Origin of the sequence: Legionella sp. 16cNR16C (assembly GCF_021297775.1) — a bacterium.
Lineage (GTDB): Bacteria > Pseudomonadota > Gammaproteobacteria > Legionellales > Legionellaceae > Legionella_C > Legionella_C quinlivanii_A.
In genome coordinates this window covers 245,949-264,829 of sequence record NZ_JAJTMX010000003.1, presented here as the reverse complement: position 1 = coordinate 264,829, position 18,881 = coordinate 245,949, and the positions used below count along the sequence as shown (strand labels likewise).

Here is an 18,881-nt window from a genome sequence, read left to right as displayed (position 1 = left end):
TGTAGGTTGGGCCCTTGGCCCAACATTGAGTTCTGGGGTGGTTTGTTGGGCCAAGGGCCCAACCTACAATAATTCTTTAACAAGCGTTAAATTGTTAAATAAGCTGTAAGCCAAAGTCAACTGGCGGATTGTAGTCAGAGTTAAACGATTTGTCTTTAGCGCTTAGTCTTCTCTCATGTTATCATAGACTTTTGGATGAATTTCACGAACATGGCGCGAACCCTACGTATTGCAACCCGAAAAAGTCAGCTGGCCTTGTGGCAGGCTAATTTTATAGGTAAACAACTTCAATCGCACTGGCCAGATATTTCCTACGAACTGGTGCCGATGCTCACCTCAGGTGATAAATTTACCCAAAGCAAATTGCAAACTCTGGGCGGGAAAGGCCTGTTTGTGAAAGAGCTGGAAGAGGCTTTACTGGACAAGCGGGCCGATTTAGCCGTTCATTCGCTCAAGGATGTGCCGGCAGAGCTTCCACCTGCTTTGCACCTTCCTGTTATTTGTAAACGGGATAATCCTCTGGATGCGCTGGTGAGCGCGCAATTTTCCAATATGAATGATTTACCCGGGACGGCTCGAATCGGTACCAGCAGCCTGCGCCGGCAATCGCAGCTTCTGGCCTGGAAACCCGGTCTGGAAATCGTTCCCTTGCGTGGCAATATTAATACTCGTCTGGAAAAGCTGCAGAATGAATCCCTCGATGCAATTATTCTGGCAGCCGCAGGCCTGGAACGTCTGGGCTTAGAACATGTCATCTGTGAAGTCATTAATCCTGCGCTGATGTTACCCGCTTGCGCCCAGGGCGCGCTAGGAATCGAGTGCCGGGAAGACGATCAGGAGTTGCTTGGCTTTTTAAGCCCCTTAAATGATGAATTGACGGCGGCTTGTGTGAAAGCGGAGAGACAAGTCAATGCACTGCTTGGCGGTAATTGCCATGTGCCTCTGGCAGTTTTCTGTCAACCAGCAGGTGAAGGCCAGTTGCATCTTCAGGCCAGAGTTCTAAATCTCGATGGAAGCCAGGTTATCGCCGATGAGCAATCAGGAGCTATTGAAGCGGCAACAGCTATCGCAGAGTCCTGTGCTGAAAACCTTCTGAAAAATGGCGCTCGGCAAATACTTTTAGTTCACTCCTGATAGACTTGTCCGGTTTAAGGGTTTACCACTCACCCTGTCAATTGCTGCGGGTATGGCAGAATAATGAAGTCGATATTATACTGTTTACTAGTCAGCAGGGAATGTACAATAGTTTTAAGCGCAGAGAAATAATCACAGCCATAATAAAATTCTGGACAGTCTGTATCAATTCAAACAAGGATTCGCCAATGACCACAAAAAATGAATCTCCTCAATCCAAACCCCTTGAAGCCAGCCCGCAGCAAAAGGCTAAAACAGCCTCTCCTTCAGTCTACGAGCAACATTTTGCAACTCTGATTATTGGCCTGGCTGCAGCGGTTGCCCTTATTATATCGCTGATTAGTTTTTTCAAGGTGAACCACTTCCAACAGTCCGCAGGCGATCAGAAAGGGAAGTTACAGACAAGATTTGCAGCCCTTGAACAAGAGCAGACAAAGCTGACAGCCAATTTGGCAAATCTCGGCCAAACCCTGCAGCTTTCAAAAGAAAGCATTCAGCAACAGGTCAGCAATTTAAATCAAAGCCTGCATAAGGCCTTGCGGCAACGCCATTACCAACGGCAGGACTGGCTGCTTCAAAAAGCGAAATATTATCTGGAACTGGCTCAAATTAATGCCCACTGGAGTGACAACCAGGAAACAACAATCGCACTTCTGCAAGCAGCGGATACCGTTTTGCAGGATGTGTCTGATCAGCAATTATTCAAAATTCGGCAAACCATTGCCACTGAGATTACTGCAATCAAGGCGATACCCAAACTGGATTTGGCAGGACTGCTGAGTCAGTTAGATGCCGCTCAGCAAATGGTTTCCACCCTTCCTCTTAAACAGGGAATTAATAATCTTTCTGAGGAGAATGTAGCCCCTGCTGATGAAGACTCATCCAGTGCCTGGAAATCCAAATTACGTGAAAATATGAAATTGCTTGAAAAATTAATTGTCGTTCGTAAACACGATGATGATGTAGAGCCTATTCTTTCTCCGCTGCATCAGGAAGCATTGCGAGAAAGCATTCGCATGAATCTACAGGAAGCACAATGGGCTTTACTGGAGCATAATAGTGCCGTCTACACCCAATCACTCAAGCAAGCTATTGAGGAAATTAATCGTATTTTCGATGTTTCCGCAAGTCCAACGCAGGCCTTGCTGAGTGACTTGCAAAAGCTAAGAGGAATTTCGTTGGAAAATCAACGCCCCCTGGTGAATGGATCACTTAATTTGTTAAACCAATTCATTGATAACCAGAAAAACTCTACGGTCAATCAATCGGCCCCGGATGGAGCACAGCCATGACACGACTAATTATTGGGCTGGTCGTTTTACTGCTTGCAATAGTTCTTGGTATTCAGTTGAATCATGATCCAGGTTATCTGCTAATTGCTGTGAATCACTGGACTATAGAAACTACCTTATGGTTTGCTATTTTGGGAATCATTCTTTGTTTCTTTCTTTTGCACTGGCTGATTCTTTTTGTACAAAAACTATGTCATTCGCGCTCGAACTATCGTGCCTGGCGTGCCCGCCGGCGCGCACAGATTGCACAAGCAAAAACGAGAAAAGGCCTCATTGAGTTTAGCGAAGGATACTGGGATGCAGCGAAGACCCATTTAATCAAAGCGCTTCCCGATACCGATACCCCCTTACTAAATTATTTGACCGCGGCCAGAGCTGCCCAGGAAATGGGCGATAGCCAGTTAAGAGATGACTATCTTCGCGAAGCACAGCAGTCCATGCCTGAAGCACGAATAGCCGTGGAACTGACCCAGGCGCAGTTACAACTGGCTAATCAGCAGTGGGAACAGGCCCTGGCCACCCTGCGACATCTGCAGGACCTGGCACCACGTCATCCCTATGTGTTGAAACTACTGATGCACCTTTACCAGGAAGTTCGTGACTGGCCGCAACTAATAGCGCTGCTGCCGGAGCTTAAACGAAATAATATTATTTCAGCCGCAGAATATGAGCAGTTACAGCTACATGCCTACAAACAGGCGATGGCTGATTGCATTCGTCTTTCCCAGCGAAAGGAACTGGATGCATTGGTACAAAGCCTGCCGAAAGCTATTAAAGATTCTCCTGATTTGATGGCACAATACTGCAGTTATCTGATTAAAGACAATCAACAGGCACAGGCAGAAGCCATTTTGCGCCGCAGCTTACGCAAGCAGTTTAATGAGCAACTCATTAAACTTTATGGCCAGATCCATGTGAATGAACAGCAGCTACCGTTCGCTGAAAGTTTTATTAAGAAGCACCCGAACTCCTCTGTCCTATTGTTGACCCTGGGTCGCTTATGTATTGCCCAACACCTTTGGGGTAAAGCGCGCAGTTATTTTGAGAACAGCCTTGCTTTGCATCCAAGTCCGGAAGCTTACGCAGAAATAGGCGCCTTATATGAGCGCTTTGGCGAACAGCACGAGGCCTGTCAGGCATTTAGGCAGGGATTGAAGTTAATTGATGGAAGTTATTTCAACGAATGAGTTACGGCTATTTAAGCCTGAACAGCAATCCAGAGTTAAATCTGGATTGCTTTATTCATAAAGCAATCTGCTTGTAGAGAGTTAACGCTCATTCGGTGAGCAAGCATCCTCGCAATACTCAAGGCTGCTTTCTACCTGTATGGTGACATGAGTAATATTATGGCTTTTTTCCAGCATGCTAACCACTTCCCGACGCCTTTCATCGCTCAACACTTGCTCAGGCATCCACAAATGCACCGAAAGCGCATTTTCACGAGTACTCAAAGCCCAGATATGTAAATCATGCACCTGCTTTACCCCGGGAATCGCCTCCAATTGATCCCGCACAGCAATCAGGGAAATGCCCGTGGGCACACCATCAATTAATAATCGGAAACTGTCTTTAAATAATGACCAGGTTCCTTTAATGATGATCACTGCAATCAAAATACCCACCACGGGGTCAATCCATTGCCAGCCGGTCCAGTAGAGAATAGCCGCAGAAATGACAACACCCACTGAAATGAAGGCATCATACAAAAGATGCAGGAAAGCGGATTTAATATTCAGATCGTCGGTTCCCTTCATAAACAGGGCGGCAGTTGCTCCATTGACCAGAATTCCAATCGCGGCCACAATCATGACCGAAACCGCCTGCACTTCTGTTTCTGAAAATAATTTATAAACCGCATCGGTCGCAATAATTCCACAGGTGAAAACCAGCAAAATCCCATTAGTCAAGGCTGCGATAATAGAGGTCTTTTTCAAACCGTAAGTGGTTTTATCTGTAGGGCTTCGTGTCAAAAGACTATTGGCTATCCAGGACAATATCAGGCCAAGCACATCACCCAGATTATGGATGGCATCTGCCAGCAAGCTTGATGAATTAGCGATAATAGCAAAGATAATCTGGCAAACCACAAAAATGCCGTTGGCAACTATCGCAATTAAAAAGGCTCTGCTATAAGCGGGAGCAGGATGGCTGTGTCCATGTGAGGAATGATCATGGTCGTGGTGAGAGTGTTTGTCCTGAGTAGTCATTTTTCATCCTGTGGTTTTGCACTGTCATTGATACTTTTATTTTCATAATAGTTTATGCCGATTTTGATTCGCTCACGTTCATTTTTCTTGCGCCAGGCATTCGTATCTCGCAAAGAGTACACGCAGCCGCAATACTCCTGTTTATAAAAATTTTCCCGCTTGGCAATCTCATACATGCGCGCGGCTCCGCCGTCCTTACGCCAGTTATAGGTCCAATACACAATCCCAGGATAACGGCTGGCTGCCCGGGTGCCTGAGTCATTGATCTGATTCATATCTTTCCAGCGGGATATCCCCAGCGAGCTGCAGATCACCGGAAAATCATGCTCATGAGCATAAAGCGCTGTGCGCTCAAAGCGCATATCAAAACAGGCAGTGCAGCGTTTACCACGCTCAGGCTCCCACTCCAGACCTTTAACGCGTTCAAACCAGTTATCCTTGTCATAATCGGCATCAATGAATGGAATATTATGCTTTTCTGCGAACGCTTTATTTTCCTGCTTGCGAATTTCGTATTCCTGCACAGGATGAATATTGGGATTATAAAAGAAAATAGTAAAATCAATTTCTGAAAAAACCAGAGCTTCCATCACCTCCCCTGAACAAGGGGCGCAACATGAGTGCAGCAATAGCTTGCCGGCCTCATTGGGAAGAGTTAACTGCTCACGTTTATACATGCGTGTCACCTGATAAATTAATAAAGTGCTGCCGATAATAAACCAGCTCGGCTATTGAATCTTTAATGTCATCGAGCGCCAAGTGCTTGGATTCTTTTATGAGGCCATCCATTAACCGGGGATTCCAGCGCTTGACTAACTCTTTTAAAGTACTGACGTCCAGATTGCGATAATGAAAAAACTCAGCCAGATTTGGCATATATTTATAGAGAAAACGCCTGTCCTGGCAAATGCTGTTCCCACACATTGGCGATTTTCCGCGATCCAGATATTGGCTTAGAAAATCAATAGTTTTCTGCTCAGCCTGCGCCTCGGTGATTTTGGATTCTCGTACACGCTGTACCAGGCCTGACTGATTATGCTGCCTCGTATTCCATTCGTCCATTCCGAGAAGCAATTCTTCACTTTGCGAAACAGCAAACACCGGTCCTTCTCCAAGAATGTTAAGCCTGGAATCGGTTACAACCGTTGCGATTTCGATAATGCGATCAACCTCTGGATTTAAGCCAGTCATCTCCAGGTCAATCCAAATCAGATTATTGTTATTTCTCATTATTTTTCCAAAATTTTACAATTAAGTCGACACAAGCCACTCGATGCGCATGCAATCCAGTTTTAATGTCTGCCCCTGTGTAGCCTTGCTCAATTAATTTCTGAGCGGAAATTTTAGCACATTGTTGCAAGGCATATCGCCAGTTTTCAATTTGTTTATATTCGCTTTTCTTGCCTCGGCCCTGTGCATCAGCCTGACAAGCCAATAGCAACTGCTCAAATAGTTGTGGTCGTCGAAAGGCATCAGCCCGCTCCAGCACATTCACAATAGTGGCCGGCCTCAATTCTCTGATTCGATGGATCAATAAATGCAATCGAGAGACCTGAACCGCTAATTTGCGATACTCAGCCGGAATTCTCAGGCGTTGACATAATTGTTCAATTATTGGAACGCCCCGCTCCTCATGCTGACGATGTTTGGGCCACTCTTCCATTGGCGTCGCTGTTTTTCCCAGATCATGAACCAGAGCCGCGAAACGAACCAGCGGATCGCTTGTTAATTCAGTTGACCTTGCCAGAACCATCATGGTGTGCACACCGCTATCAATTTCAGGATGATGATGCGGCGGATTAGGCACCCCAAACAAACGATTGATTTCGGGCAACACGATTTCCAATGCACCACAGGTCCGCAATGTTAAAATAAAGATCTCGGGATTTCTCTCAGTCAGGCTGCGTTGCCATTCCTGCCAGACTCTTTCGGCAATCAAATGATTTAACTCGCCATTTTTGGCCATTTTATACATTAACCAGCGCGTTTCATCCGCCAGTGTAAACCCCAAGTGATGATATCTTGCCGCAAAACGTGCGACTCTGAGTACTCGAACGGGATCTTCAATAAACGCTGGCGACACATGCCGCAGGATTTTTGCTTCAAGATCACGTTTACCCTGATAGGGGTCAATAAGCTTGCCGGCTTCATCCATCGCCATCGCGTTGATTGTTAGATCCCGGCGCTGCAAATCCTCTTCCAGGGTGACTTCTGGCGTAAAATCACACTCAAATCCATAATAGCCGTGACCTGACTTACGTTCAGCTCTTGCCAGTGCATATTCTTCGCGCGTTTCCGGGTGTAAAAAAACCGGAAAATCCCGCCCGACTCGATTGTAGCCTTTCGCTAACAAATTTTCCGGGGTTGCCCCAACTACTACCCAATCTTTCTCAGCGACAGGATAATTTAATAACTGATCGCGGACAGCGCCTCCTACTAAATAGATTTTCATTAATAAAATCATCCTGGATGTTGTATAATAGCTAAATGATAAACAGCGTAAGATTGAACAACTACCATGTAGTACCTCTCATAATTATAATCCAATTATTGAGTGGCTATTCAGGATAGCGAACCGTTCAGGATTATACATCAGCTTTCCCTTATGAGTAAAAGACGAATAAATAAACAGCAAGCAGCCCGTATTCAGAAAATTCAGGCTGATTTCCTGGAAGAAACACATCCGCTGAACGACTTGAATCATCAGGGATTAGTGGTCACGCGCTATGGAAAGCATGCCGAAGTGGAAACCGAAAAGGGCGAAATTATTCATTGCCTCATCCGGCCCAATATCGACTCGCTGGTTGCAGGTGATCAGGTTATCTGGCAAGTACAGGGAGAAACGCAAGGCGTTATTGTCAGCCGGTTTCCAAGAAAAGTGGTTTTAGAAAAACAGGACAAACGAGGATCAAAGCCGATTGCGGCCAATATAAGCCAGCTAATTATCGTGGTCGCCCCCAAACCAGCGATTACCTGGTCGCTGCTGGACAGCTATCTTGTTATTACTGAACATTTAGGTTTGAACCCCATCCTCTTGCTTAACAAGACTGATCTGGAGTGCGCTGACATTAAAGCAGCCTTCGTTTATTACAAATCCATAGGCTATCCAGTTCTCTTTCTTAGCAATACTGAGCCTGACAGTTTTTCTTCTCTGGAAACACATCTGATAAATCAGATCAGCGTGTTTGTAGGACAATCCGGGGTTGGTAAATCATCAATTATTGCACAGATTTTACCGCATGAAAGCATTCAAACAGCCGAAATCTCGCTTAGCTCCGAATTAGGATGCCATACCACCACAAACTCCCGATTTTACCATCTGCCCAAAGGCGGTGCTTTAATTGATTCTCCGGGAGTACGGGAATTTGGTCTTTGGGAAATGCCGCGGCAGGATATTATTTATGGTTTTCGAGAAATTCGCAATTTAACATCAAGTTGCAGATTCAGAAATTGCGATCATCAGCAAAGCCCCGGCTGTGCAATAACACAAGCCGTTTACGATGGAAACATCTCAGCTAAACGTTATGACAGCTTTTTAAAAATACTAACGCAATATGCAGTGGATCTTTAAGTTCTTCAGACTAGCTGTACACCATAGTCGTTTGGTTAACAGCAAGAGTACTTCTTCGATCAGGAATGGGCTTGGTAAGAAAGGCTGCATACTGAAAGCTAAATGTTTTTTTATCTTCAATCTTTGATTCACCCAAGGTCATGACCTGATCTTTAAATGAAGCCGGGCTCACCGGTTCATCGCAGTTACTCACTACAGTATTATCCTGCACTGCATTAGAGAAAAATCGGGGGCTCGCGGCTCTCGTTTTAACTATCTGAATTTCACTTCTCATTTTAAGAAATTGACTGCTTAGTATGTTAAATGTTGATTTCACTTCAGTTATAGTCTGTTGTTTGTTCGCCGTTCGCAGCTGTCGCAGAATTTCATTCTGCACATCAGGTTTTAATTGATGCAGGAAGTTCTGAAATTTAATATTGATGCGAATCCAGATTTTATTTTCATTTTCCTTTTGCAGCATGGTCTTTAAAATCTGATCCAGGAAATTCAATAGTAATTCTGGCTCGGCCTCTTTGGTTTGCAGACGCGGCATCAACATATTAAACAATAATTCGGGCTCAAAACAGCTGACTGTAGATGGACTGAATAACCTTCCCGTTTGTATACTTTGAAGCCAGGCTTTAGTCTCAGGAAAGCGCAACCAGGTAGCTTTTGTCAATGCGCCTGAAACTATATCCAGTACCATGTAATAATCGAATTGAACGTGTTCCTGTTCGTCGTAGTTAATAAGATGTTTTAATTTATCAAATATTTCTTCACCGGTGGTGGTAACATTGTTCTTGCAATCCCAGAGATCCAGCCGGATATCAGGACCATATTTATGAAAAGTATGAGTCATTAACGAGACCAGAATGATTCGGATCCTTCTTAAGCATTCGTCTTCCGGTAAACTGTCTTTATAAGCGCGTTTCCAGGAATTGTTTCTAAGATACAGCATATCCATGCTATCAGACTGTTCTAACTCATCATTGAAATACTTAAATGAATGGTCACTAACCAGCTTTGCGAAAAATCGGCCACCGGTGGCCATACACAGGTTTTGTTTTTCCCAATCCCCATTGTCCTGCCCCCAAATCTGCTCAAAAATTTCCTGGAAGGTGAATTCATCACGCTCCAAAGTAATGCGCTGTGAATTAAGATTTTGTTGCTCATCTTTCGGCAATTGCTTAAAAAATTCACGAAAAGTTGCATAAGCCTTGGCAGCATTCTGTCCCTGCGTTCTATAATCATCTACTGTGTTAGCCAAAAGCCCATTATTATAGACACTGCCTTTAACAAGCTCCCTCACGGCGTCGACAGTGGATTTAAGTAATGGAGGGTTGGGATCCTTCCTTACCTCTTTATTAAAATAATTCATATACTCACTGGCGGCAAAATTCAGGCGTTGAGTTTCTTTTGGAGTTAATGGAAGCGGGGGCTCGATGCTGCAATTTAAAAAAGTACGCCGCGCAGTGTGCTGGTTGACACAATTACTAAGATAAATCAGGTAACGGCCATTTTCAGACAAAATATAATGAGACAATGGATAATGGGTTACTGGATCACCGCTGATTAGCTCAATATCATTTTCAGGAGCCAGACTAGGAATTAAGAATCGATAATAATTGGATTCTATTAAAGCGGCACCAGCCAGATTCTGTGCCAGAGCAATCCAGGGCTGATTAACTACATTCTGCAGCCTTAAATAGTCATGCTCCTTATCAACTACCGCTTTAAAGCGCTCAGCATATAAATCTCTTAGCTTTTGCACTAGCTCCTCACTGGGCCGAGCATCCGGCAATGATTCGCTAGTCTCCGATATTAATTGATTTAGCGTTGGTAAAAGTTCCGCTGGACAACTGGTTTGCAATTGATTCAAGATTTTTTGCAATGCGGCATTGTCGAAATAAGGACCTAATTTACGCGTCCTGTACACTGAGTCCAGAGCGATATTTTTGACAATTAATGAACCATCCTCACATAACCATTGACTCATGGCTATTATCCAGCAGAGATCGAGCTTTTTTTCCGATAAGTCAAGGAGGATATCCAGCAAATATTGTTCTTTATTTTCGGCTGTAAATTTAAGGCCGTAAAAATGATTCGCATCTTCAATACTGGCTAATTTCAGTTGAAGCGATAATTGGCCATAAGCCTCGTTGAATCGCAGCGTCGTCTCCGCATGCTCTGCATCCAGCAACAGATAAGTTTCCAGAACCGCGAGCAATAATGGTTTGAGAGCCTGGAGAACTTTACCTTTCTTTTTCCATTCTGGTGCGGCTTCTCTTATCAGATAGTCCCAGAAACTCTGGTAAATCTGATCTTTCCAATCAAAGGACAGTTCCCCTTTTCGGCTTCTCAGCCTTAAGAGCTCCTTCAATGTCATAGGGCGAGGTCTTAATTTATTGTAGGTATCATAGCTATACAGGGAATGAGCATCCTTTTGTATTGTGTTGAATAAACCCAATACCCGATGCCAGGATTTATCGTCATCACCTATAAAAATAGTACGGGGATCAAGCTCATTACTTAAACGCGTGAGCAGATCCGGTTCAACATGATCAATCAAAACTGGAATTAATATTTTCAGATAAGGAATGTTAAGCTCAGTGCTTAATTCTCTGGCAAGTTCCACCCAAGGCAGATTGGCCCCTCTCGGATCGAAGGTGTAATTCAAATCCTTGTCGATCACTTGATGCCAGCGCTTATTGAAGTAGTCCAGCAAACAGTTGATCTGGCTCTCATTAAGCTGTGCTGGGGGAATAGTCTCAGGTGATTCAGTGAGCGTTTCATTTACCTGAACCTGTTCAAGCTCAGGTGTGGCGTGATTAACTTTTTCAGTTTCAGAGGACGCATTTAAAATGGCGAAATCCTCTTGCATGGAGGTAAGCAATTTCATATCGCAAGGTTCTGCGATAGATCTTAAGTCTTCAAAGAATTGATGCAAACGGCTTACTAGCATACAAAACACATCCTTTTGTAATGATAACCTATTCTACTTCATTCAATTTTTAGATTCGAGTAGCTATCTAACTATTTTGAAGTGGATTACAACCCAAATGATAATGATAATCATTATCATTTGCAATACCCCAAATAGCATTCCAGTAATTTTAAAGCAGCATTTTAGCCTGTATCTGACTCAAGGTTTGCAGGGCTTTGGCGCGCGCTTCATCTATAGAATGTCCAAGCGCCAGGCATACGCCCATTCGCCGCTCCCCATGCAATTCAGGCTTACCAAAAAGTCGAATTTGTGTATCAGGGAGTTCCAGTGCTGACCGAAGATCGTATTCGATATTCTGACTATCACCATTAACCAATAGAGCAGCGGAAGCCGCCGGCCCATATTGTCTGATATGTGGAATTGGCAAACCTAAAATAGCCCGAAGATGTAAGGCAAACTCAGACAAGTCCTGAGAAATTAAAGTGACCAGTCCCGTATCATGCGGTCGCGGAGAGATTTCACTAAAATACACCTCATCCCCTTTAATAAAAAATTCAACACCAAAGAGACCAAATCCGCCCAAGGCCTCTGTAACTGCTTTAGCCTGCTGCTGGGCTTGTTCAAGAACCTGTGCAGGCATTGGATGCGGCTGCCAGGATTCCCGATAATCCCCCTGAATCTGCAAATGGCCGATGGGTTGGCAAAATGAAGTGCCTTGCCGATGACGAACGGTGAGCAAGGTGATTTCATAATCAAAATCAAGAAACTCCTCTACGATGACGCTGCCTTTCATACCCCTTGCTCCGGCAAGAGCATCCTCCCAGGCAGCCTCCACTCCCTCCGGATACCGAATGATGCTCTGCCCTTTACCAGAAGAACTCATGGTGGGCTTCACTACGCAAGGCAATCCAATCTTTTGGATCGCCGCCTCATATTCTTCCTGAGTATTGGCAAAGGAATAATGAGAGGTTCGCAATCCTAACTGTTCCGCGGCAAGACGGCGAATACTTTCCCGATTCATTGTGGAATGGACCGCCTGCGCAGTAGGCGTAACCACATAGCCTTCATTTTCCAATTCAAGCAAGGCGCTGGTGGCGATCGCCTCAATTTCGGGCACAATGAAATGTGGGTTTTCTGCTTTAATCAGGCGGGTCAGCGCTTCTCCATCGAGCATGGACACAACGTGCGAGCGATGCGCTACCTGCATCGCCGGTGCATGCGCGTAGCGATCCACTGCAATGACTTCGATGCCAAGACGCTGCGCTTCAATGGCAATTTCTTTGCCCAACTCGCCAGCTCCCAGCAACATTAAACGAGTTGCGGAGCCAGTATGCGGTGTGCCTATCAGGACCATATTCTCTCCATGAGTCAGTCGAAGCTTTAAGAGGATTATCTTACTGCAAGCAAATCATTTAGGAAACGGGATTTACAATTGAACAGACTTTGCAAGCTCTCTGTGTCTTCTTTCTGAGCCAGATATCGCTAAATAATAAAATTCTATATCTGTTTTTTATCAGATGTTCCATTAACACTCAAGCGTTCTACAACGAGACCCAAAAAGAAAATTAAAATACATATAGATTGTTTTATATTTTATCTGGCGTTATATTATACATATTTTTTAACTTGGATAGCTTGGTGAATATAGATCTGGATGAGCCATATAATGATGATGAAGCTCGAAAACGAAATGATATGCTAAGGAAAACACCTCTTCCTATATTGCGTATTCAGGCAGCGCTTTTTCGTAGAGCACAGGCTAGAGGTGTTTCCCTGTCTGAACAAATGATGCATGAGATGAATCAAGAAGGTGCTTTGCCTGCACGCGTAGAGGTTTTATGTGCTACCGAGGCTCCTCGAAGCGAATTAGAACAGCTTATTCTGTGGGAGAAAAAAAACGTATTCAGGCCATATGTACCGGTTAGAATAGAGGACGACCTCCACCGTCCACAAGTACCAGTTGGAACTGCATCCGAGAGCCCCTTATTACCACCACCAGCACATTTAATACAATTTGAGGCTGAAATTTGTCTAAGAGCAAGAGCTAGCGGCCGCCCATTTTGGAACCAAATACGGCATGAACTTCAGCAGGCACATGTTACACAAGACCGTTTTCGTGCTTTGAATGAGGGAGCGCCTCCTAAAACCCGATTAGAACAGTTTGCATTATGGAAAACTCAACTAATTTATCGGGAAATGGTGCAGGACGCTCAAGAATCTCAAATCAACACACCAGCTCCCTGACCACTGAATGAACCAAGCAACAAATTTATTACTTATTGAAGAATAAGTAATACTATATCTAGTTTTTACCAGCTGACAATAAATTAGCAAACGAAGATGTATTAAGAATACTGGAGAGATTACCTGTGTTAGTAAATTCAACCCTGAGACTTGAAGCAAATAAGCAAACTATCAACCATGCCGTAGTATGGTCTACCGGGCAAACAACAAAGTCGAGTGCAACTGTAACGGTTATCTCGTATAAGAATACAATTTATCTCATAACGAATGCACATGCTGTTGTGAATGCCACTTATCTGAAAGTTAAATTTGACAAGGGTCAGCACAAGTGCCTGTTCGTGCCTGCTGGGTTGATCCAGTAATGGATCTGGCAATTCTTGAAACAACGAATGCAGAAGATAAAGCCTTTCTTGAAAGTAAAATTAGTGCGTTAACAATAGAAACAACATTTCAGGCTAAGGGTAAAGAAGTGAGTGCCTATGGTTATCCTGCGGGTGGAACGAGCTTGTCATTCACAAAAGGACATATCTCAAGAACCCAGATATCCACCATTGCACTTTCCGGGCTCCCTGGTATAACCGTGCAAATCAGCGCACCCATTAACCCAGGTAACAGCGGAGGACCAATCACTATACAAGACAGCGAAAGCAGTCAAGAAAAATGTATTGGAATAGTCACACAGGGCAATACTTCACTTAGTAGCGTTGGTTATTTTATCCCGGCAATCACCGTGGTGAATACAATAAATGCCTTTAGAAAATTCGGCAAACTTAAAACAGCGGGTTTTATTGATTTTGTCACAGTGCCCGCGCTGTCTTTTCGTTGGCAACCTTTAAAAAATGCTGCCTTGCGTGCAGTACTTGGGCTAAGCGATATCAACAGCAAGGACTTGACAGGTATATATGTTACTGCAGTGCCTCAGACCTCCTGCGCATATAATATATTAGAACCAGGCGATATTATTTTAAAAATAGACGGACATTCAATTCAGTCAGATGGCTAGGTGGAAGTGGAAGAGTTAGAAAATTCGATAGATTTTCGTTATCTTATCCAGCGCAGAGGATATGGCAGTAAACTGGATCTGGTAGTCTTAAGAAAAGAATCTATCGCAGAAAGAATCGATGTCGCATCAATAGACGTGCAGAGTGCACCATCGGAACAAGATTTAAATCTTGAAACATCTACCAGTAATAAGAGCGAGGCCCTTTGCGAATTAAAACTCTCGGTTGTATTAAACCGACAATTAGGCCGTCAGAGACTGCTGGGATTCAGACAAGACAACCCCCTCAAATACCATATCCAACCCTCTGGAAAAGATGGCGCCTTTGTTTTTAGCCAGTGCACGGCTTCAATGATAGAGGGATACACAACGCGTTATAATGCTGGGGGCACGATGATTAGCGATAACTCTAAAAGACCCCCGATGTTCGATGATTTTGAGGCTCTGACCCGAAGTAAAGATCTAGGAGAGATAGTTGTATTACATTCCATACTAACCTCGGAAGAAACCGATGGCTATGATGGTTTTGCCCTAAGCAGCGGTGCAAGTTGTATTAGTCATCGCATTGTGCGAGTAAATGGTCATCCCATCCGTTTTTTAGCTGATTTAGTGCTCGCTTTACAAAGTGATCCCGCCAAACCTGCAACAGTTGAGTTTGACAATGGGAATATCCTGTGTATCGCGCCTGTCGCTGACGAGGAAACTATAAGCCGAATACAATCGAAATATCAAATTGCATTCTTTACGAGCAAAAAGCTTGCAGACACGCTTAAGCCTATGAATAAATCAGAGCATACGTCCCTATTTAAGCAGATTCAACAGACTGGAAAAAGTCAAAGGAAACGTTCAGCAGATCAGTTACATGACTCCTCTGGGCTGTTTATAATCCCAGGTGAAAACCAGGATCCTGAGGGAGAAATACTTGAAACAAAGATAAGACGATTAGATTACGTCTGAATCTATCCAATAGCCGATTAAATAAAAAAAGCAGATGTCGCCTGTAATGGGAATCCAGAAAGGCGTCATCGGCATGTCACTTTATGATCTCATCTTCTTTGCCCTGCGCGGTGGCGTGTTCGCGGTATTTAGCTGATCTGACTGACTAAAAGACATGCATTTGGGAGACTGATTTGCCCTTTCCCCAACCCTCATTGCCATTAAGTTAGGTAAATTCTGCAATTGCAGGTAGGTTGTGCCCTTGGCACAACATTGAGTTCTGGAGTGGTTCAACCCCTTTGTTGTGCCAAGGGCACAACCTACAATAACTCCTTAACTTAATGGCAGTGTCTCCCAGAGGGAGGGGTCACACAGGGTACAAGCCGAAGTACATAAGTACTGCCATCAAGCCAGGCTCAACTGGATATACACCGTGAATAAAGAGGTACAAAAAGAACCGTTATTGCGAGCGTTAGCGGCGCAAAGACGACAGGATTTTGTCTGCAGTGAGATTTGGAGGGTTTTTTCAGGCAAAAAAAAAGCGGCTCGAAGGCCGCTTTGCAATAAAGCCCTGGCGATGACCTACTTTCACATGGAGAAACTCCACACTATCATCGGCGCAAGTCTGTTTCACTTCTGAGTTCGAGATGGGATCAGGTGGTTCCAGACCGCTATAGTCGCCAGGAAAACGGGTTGACCGTGGCAAGCACTCAAATCTCTTCAAGCGCCCACACAGTTTGTCTTCATCTTCTTAATCAACTCGCCCCGAAGGCGTGATGCGTATTCTACGGATTTCGCTTCTCATGTCAAACACTTTTTGCAAATTTTTTTGTTTTTTTTGCATTAAGTACTTCTCTCTGTTTATTGAAAGAACCACTTGGATTAGCATTAACACATATGGAATTAAATCGCGCACCCGCATCGGTTTTGCTTATGCTGCTTTTTATCAAACGCAGAGATTCATTATATACCAATCCCGTCAAATGAGCAATATTTGTACAGCAAATTTGAAAGCCCTCCACAAAACACTTGATCTGTCTCTTTGAAGAAAGCTACTTTATCCATTAGCTTCATAAATAAGGAAGGTTATGGCTTGGTTCACTTTAATACTTGCAGGACTGTTCGAAATTTGTTGGGCAGTTGGACTTAAATATACGGATGGTTTCAGTAAGTTGCTCCCTTCAGCACTCACAATATCCGCTATGGCTGTCAGTTTTATCTTACTAGCTTCCTCACTCAGGTCGTTACCCATTGGTACCGCATATGCAATCTGGACTGGCATTGGTGCAGTCGGCACTGTTATCTACGGCATCTGTTTTCTTGATGAGCCTGCCACTCTCATGCGACTTTCATGTATTAGCCTGATTATAGTTTCTATAGTTGGATTGAAGTTAAGCAGTTACTAGACTGCTATTTTTGTGAACATCATGATCTTGGCTTATACTTAGAGAAAGCTTTGTAGCCAAGGACGAAATCATGAAGAAATTAGTGCTAACCGGTGCTTTGCTTGGATCCACTTTATGGCTATCTGGATGCACAGTAAGTCAGACCACTTATACTACTCCTTCTTACAACCAGGACTATGTATATTCAGTAGGCTATTATGGATACAGACCTTACTGGGGCGGGTCTTATTATAACAGTTATAACTGGGGCCATCCTTATTGGTCTAGCAGACCTTATTGGCGTAATGCATACTACGGACCCAGAGTTAACAGGTGGCACTTCCGCCGCTGGTAACTGTTAATGCTGGAATTACAGTTAATTCCAGCATTAAGATTTTACATTGAGGGGATAACTGCTGAACCGCAGGTTTGTTCAAGATGATGATTAAAGTGTTCTGCTATGTCTTTAAAGGTTTCTGGTGCAATATCTGACATCGTTTCTAGCGAATTCAGTACAAAAACCTTGTATTCATTTCCTGAGCTTTTCTCAAATGCCGCATTGAGCATTTCTGGTAATTGATTCAGTGTTTGATTGAAAATTGTGCCTTTATCCTTGCTTACGCAAGCTACTTTCTCAGTCCCCGCAGTCGATGTGTACTTGAAGAGCAGCTCATCATTCATGCTATCCATAGCCACTGCCTGACGATATAAGAATACGCAGCAAGAGAGGTCCCTGGTTCGCAGTGAGTCTGCCAAATGTTCCAGTACTTTCGCTTGATAAGACTTATCATAATGCCTCATCTGCTCTAATACCTTTACCAGCGCATTGGTTACATCAGTTACCTTATGTGCTCTTTCTCTTTGTTGTTCAGGAGAAGGCGATGGCGTTCGTCTATTACTTCCGCCAAAGAATAAATTATCCAGATTTGAAGAAATACTCTTTCCTGGTAAGTTCGGATTAATCAATGGAGCATGAGTCTGCAGGGTATTGCAGGAAGTGCCTGGCGCAGCTAATCCTACCAGGAAATCTACGGCGTCAGAACTATTCAGCAAAGAATCCTCTTCAATCACAGCGTTGGTATGCAGAACGTTCCTTTTCTTGCTGAGCGGGAGATCTTCTCCTCTCTTTTCATCTATTGCATCCTTTCTTTTTTTAGCATATTTTTCCTTCAGGCTTTTCTCAGCTTCTGTTTCGGATTCAGTCTCATCTTCAGTCATAGAATCACCATCCCCATACAGAACTATCTCGTCATCATCGCTGTCTGTATTTCCAACAAGAGGTTCGTATTCAAAACTTTCGGTTGATGAGTCTAATTGCAAGGCCTTCTTATTCTTGCCAGATGCAGGCTTTGCAACTAATGCGCGGAACTCTTGAAACCTGCTCTCATGCATTTTCTTTTCTTTAGATGTCGTTCCTTTCGGGTAACGGATCGATGAGTCAGCGAATGCCTTAATGCTTTTCATCAGACCATCACGCTCCACTCCAGGTTTAGCCTCGCTGCTCACATCAAGCGCAATTTCAAAAAGTTCAACCAAATAAGGCATATGTAATGACGCTGTCGCTTTCTCAATAGACAACAGGTTTTGTTTTTTTAAAATACTAATTATTTTTCTGAATTGACTGGCTGTTTTCGTCTCATCGCCAGCCAGATGATAGGCTATCTTAACATCGAGAAAGTGATGGTAATACGGAATTTGCAAAGAAGCATCGACAAGATAATCAAAACCTCTATTTCTCCACAGGAAAACAGTGTCCATGTTGACGTTTTCTGCAGTCTTTCCTCTAGGTATGTCGCCTTTTACGACAGAGAGATGCCAGTCGGCAATGTCGATCATCCGTGCAGCTAGCGTCAACCAGGTTTCATTGACCTTCTTTTGCAGATCATCAGAGTTCAACGTATACACAATGTCAGTGACTTGTTTTAAATTATTAACAGGTTTCTGCAATTCTTCCCAGGCTACATCATACGAGCGGGGATTATATTCAATATGAGCAATCCTTTCGCACTGAGACATTATTACTTTACATATATCCTCTACTTTCTTTATATTTTCTATTGTTTCTTTGGACTGTTTAGTTTTAGCTTTCTTCATTTCTTACACTTATTACAATAAAAGACCAAGCATTATACCTTGAGGCTTAAATTTAGTCAAAGTGTTGAAATATTCTATTTTTCAAGCCGGTTACA

Annotated in this window: 15 protein-coding genes and 1 rRNA gene; 8 read left to right on the top strand and 8 right to left on the bottom strand. The window is 43.7% G+C overall.

The annotated features are described in order from the left end of the window. The first annotated feature begins 195 nt into the window (after positions 1–195). The 3 genes from hemC (at position 196) to LXA66_RS11230 (ending at position 3,613) form a co-directional block, all read left to right on the top strand. Positions 196–1,134, top strand: a complete 939-nt coding sequence (gene hemC, locus LXA66_RS11240) for a hydroxymethylbilane synthase (RefSeq protein ID WP_233013259.1) — start codon at positions 196–198, stop codon at positions 1,132–1,134. Between the two features lie 188 nt (positions 1,135–1,322). After that, positions 1,323–2,426 carry a uroporphyrinogen-III C-methyltransferase gene (locus tag LXA66_RS11235; RefSeq protein ID WP_233013258.1) on the top strand — a complete coding sequence of 368 codons (1,104 nt, stop codon included), beginning with the start codon at positions 1,323–1,325 and terminating at the stop codon, positions 2,424–2,426. Beyond that, positions 2,423–3,613, top strand: coding sequence for a heme biosynthesis HemY N-terminal domain-containing protein (locus LXA66_RS11230; RefSeq protein WP_233013257.1), 1,191 nt, complete (start codon positions 2,423–2,425; stop codon positions 3,611–3,613). The genes LXA66_RS11235 and LXA66_RS11230 overlap by 4 nt, the downstream gene beginning before the upstream one ends. Positions 3,614–3,694: 81 nt before the next feature. Here the strand turns inward: LXA66_RS11230 and LXA66_RS11225 are convergent, their stop codons facing one another. Genes LXA66_RS11225 through LXA66_RS11210 form a run of 4 tightly spaced genes read right to left on the bottom strand, consistent with a single transcriptional unit; the run spans position 3,695 to position 7,085 of the window. Continuing rightward, a complete protein-coding gene (locus tag LXA66_RS11225; RefSeq protein ID WP_112220777.1) occupies positions 3,695–4,633 on the bottom strand; it encodes a cation diffusion facilitator family transporter in 939 nt (312 codons plus the stop codon). Further along, complete coding sequence (locus LXA66_RS11220) at positions 4,630–5,310, bottom strand: epoxyqueuosine reductase QueH (protein WP_233013256.1); 681 nt, start codon at positions 5,308–5,310, stop codon at positions 4,630–4,632. Before LXA66_RS11220 ends, LXA66_RS11225 begins: the two co-directional genes overlap by 4 nt. Next, positions 5,303–5,863, bottom strand: coding sequence for an oligoribonuclease (gene orn, locus LXA66_RS11215; RefSeq protein ID WP_233013255.1), 561 nt, complete (start codon positions 5,861–5,863; stop codon positions 5,303–5,305). Before orn ends, LXA66_RS11220 begins: the two co-directional genes overlap by 8 nt. Beyond that, positions 5,853–7,085: a multifunctional CCA addition/repair protein gene (locus LXA66_RS11210; protein WP_233013254.1), complete on the bottom strand. Its 1,233-nt coding sequence runs from the start codon at positions 7,083–7,085 to the stop codon at positions 5,853–5,855. The genes orn and LXA66_RS11210 overlap by 11 nt, the downstream gene beginning before the upstream one ends. Before the next feature lie 153 nt (positions 7,086–7,238). Between LXA66_RS11210 and rsgA the strand changes: the two genes are divergently transcribed. After that, positions 7,239–8,204 carry a ribosome small subunit-dependent GTPase A gene (gene rsgA, locus LXA66_RS11205; protein ID WP_112220773.1) on the top strand — a complete coding sequence of 322 codons (966 nt, stop codon included), beginning with the start codon at positions 7,239–7,241 and terminating at the stop codon, positions 8,202–8,204. A gap of 10 nt (positions 8,205–8,214) precedes the next feature. Here the strand turns inward: rsgA and LXA66_RS11200 are convergent, their stop codons facing one another. Continuing rightward, on the bottom strand, positions 8,215–11,145 hold the full coding sequence (locus LXA66_RS11200) for a hypothetical protein (protein WP_233013253.1): 2,931 nt from the start codon (positions 11,143–11,145) through the stop codon (positions 8,215–8,217). Between the two features lie 151 nt (positions 11,146–11,296). Then, positions 11,297–12,481 (bottom strand): formate-dependent phosphoribosylglycinamide formyltransferase, encoded by a 1,185-nt coding sequence (gene purT, locus LXA66_RS11195; RefSeq protein WP_233013252.1) that lies wholly within the window; start codon positions 12,479–12,481, stop codon positions 11,297–11,299. A 284-nt stretch (positions 12,482–12,765) separates the two neighbouring features. Here purT and LXA66_RS11190 point away from each other — a divergent pair, with 284 nt between their 5' ends. The 3 genes from LXA66_RS11190 (at position 12,766) to LXA66_RS11180 (ending at position 15,328) form a co-directional block, all read left to right on the top strand. After that, the gene (locus LXA66_RS11190; protein WP_233013251.1) at positions 12,766–13,371 is read left to right on the top strand and encodes a hypothetical protein; all 606 of its coding nucleotides are present in this window, start codon (positions 12,766–12,768) and stop codon (positions 13,369–13,371) included. A 328-nt stretch (positions 13,372–13,699) separates the two neighbouring features. Continuing rightward, on the top strand, positions 13,700–14,374 hold the full coding sequence (locus LXA66_RS11185) for a trypsin-like peptidase domain-containing protein (RefSeq protein WP_370637251.1): 675 nt from the start codon (positions 13,700–13,702) through the stop codon (positions 14,372–14,374). Between the two features lie 6 nt (positions 14,375–14,380). Continuing rightward, on the top strand, positions 14,381–15,328 hold the full coding sequence (locus LXA66_RS11180; protein ID WP_233013249.1) for a PDZ domain-containing protein: 948 nt from the start codon (positions 14,381–14,383) through the stop codon (positions 15,326–15,328). A 548-nt stretch (positions 15,329–15,876) separates the two neighbouring features. Here the strand turns inward: LXA66_RS11180 and rrf are convergent. Next, a 5S ribosomal RNA gene (gene rrf, locus LXA66_RS11175) occupies positions 15,877–15,992 on the bottom strand. A gap of 403 nt (positions 15,993–16,395) precedes the next feature. On the opposite strand from rrf, the gene sugE reads away from it, so the two are divergent. Next, the gene (sugE, locus tag LXA66_RS11170) at positions 16,396–16,713 is read left to right on the top strand and encodes a quaternary ammonium compound efflux SMR transporter SugE (protein ID WP_233013248.1); all 318 of its coding nucleotides are present in this window, start codon (positions 16,396–16,398) and stop codon (positions 16,711–16,713) included. A gap of 375 nt (positions 16,714–17,088) precedes the next feature. Here sugE and LXA66_RS11165 read toward each other — a convergent pair whose 3' ends face one another. After that, positions 17,089–18,786, bottom strand: a complete 1,698-nt coding sequence (locus LXA66_RS11165) for a hypothetical protein (RefSeq protein WP_233013247.1) — start codon at positions 18,784–18,786, stop codon at positions 17,089–17,091. Positions 18,787–18,881 lie beyond the last annotated feature (95 nt).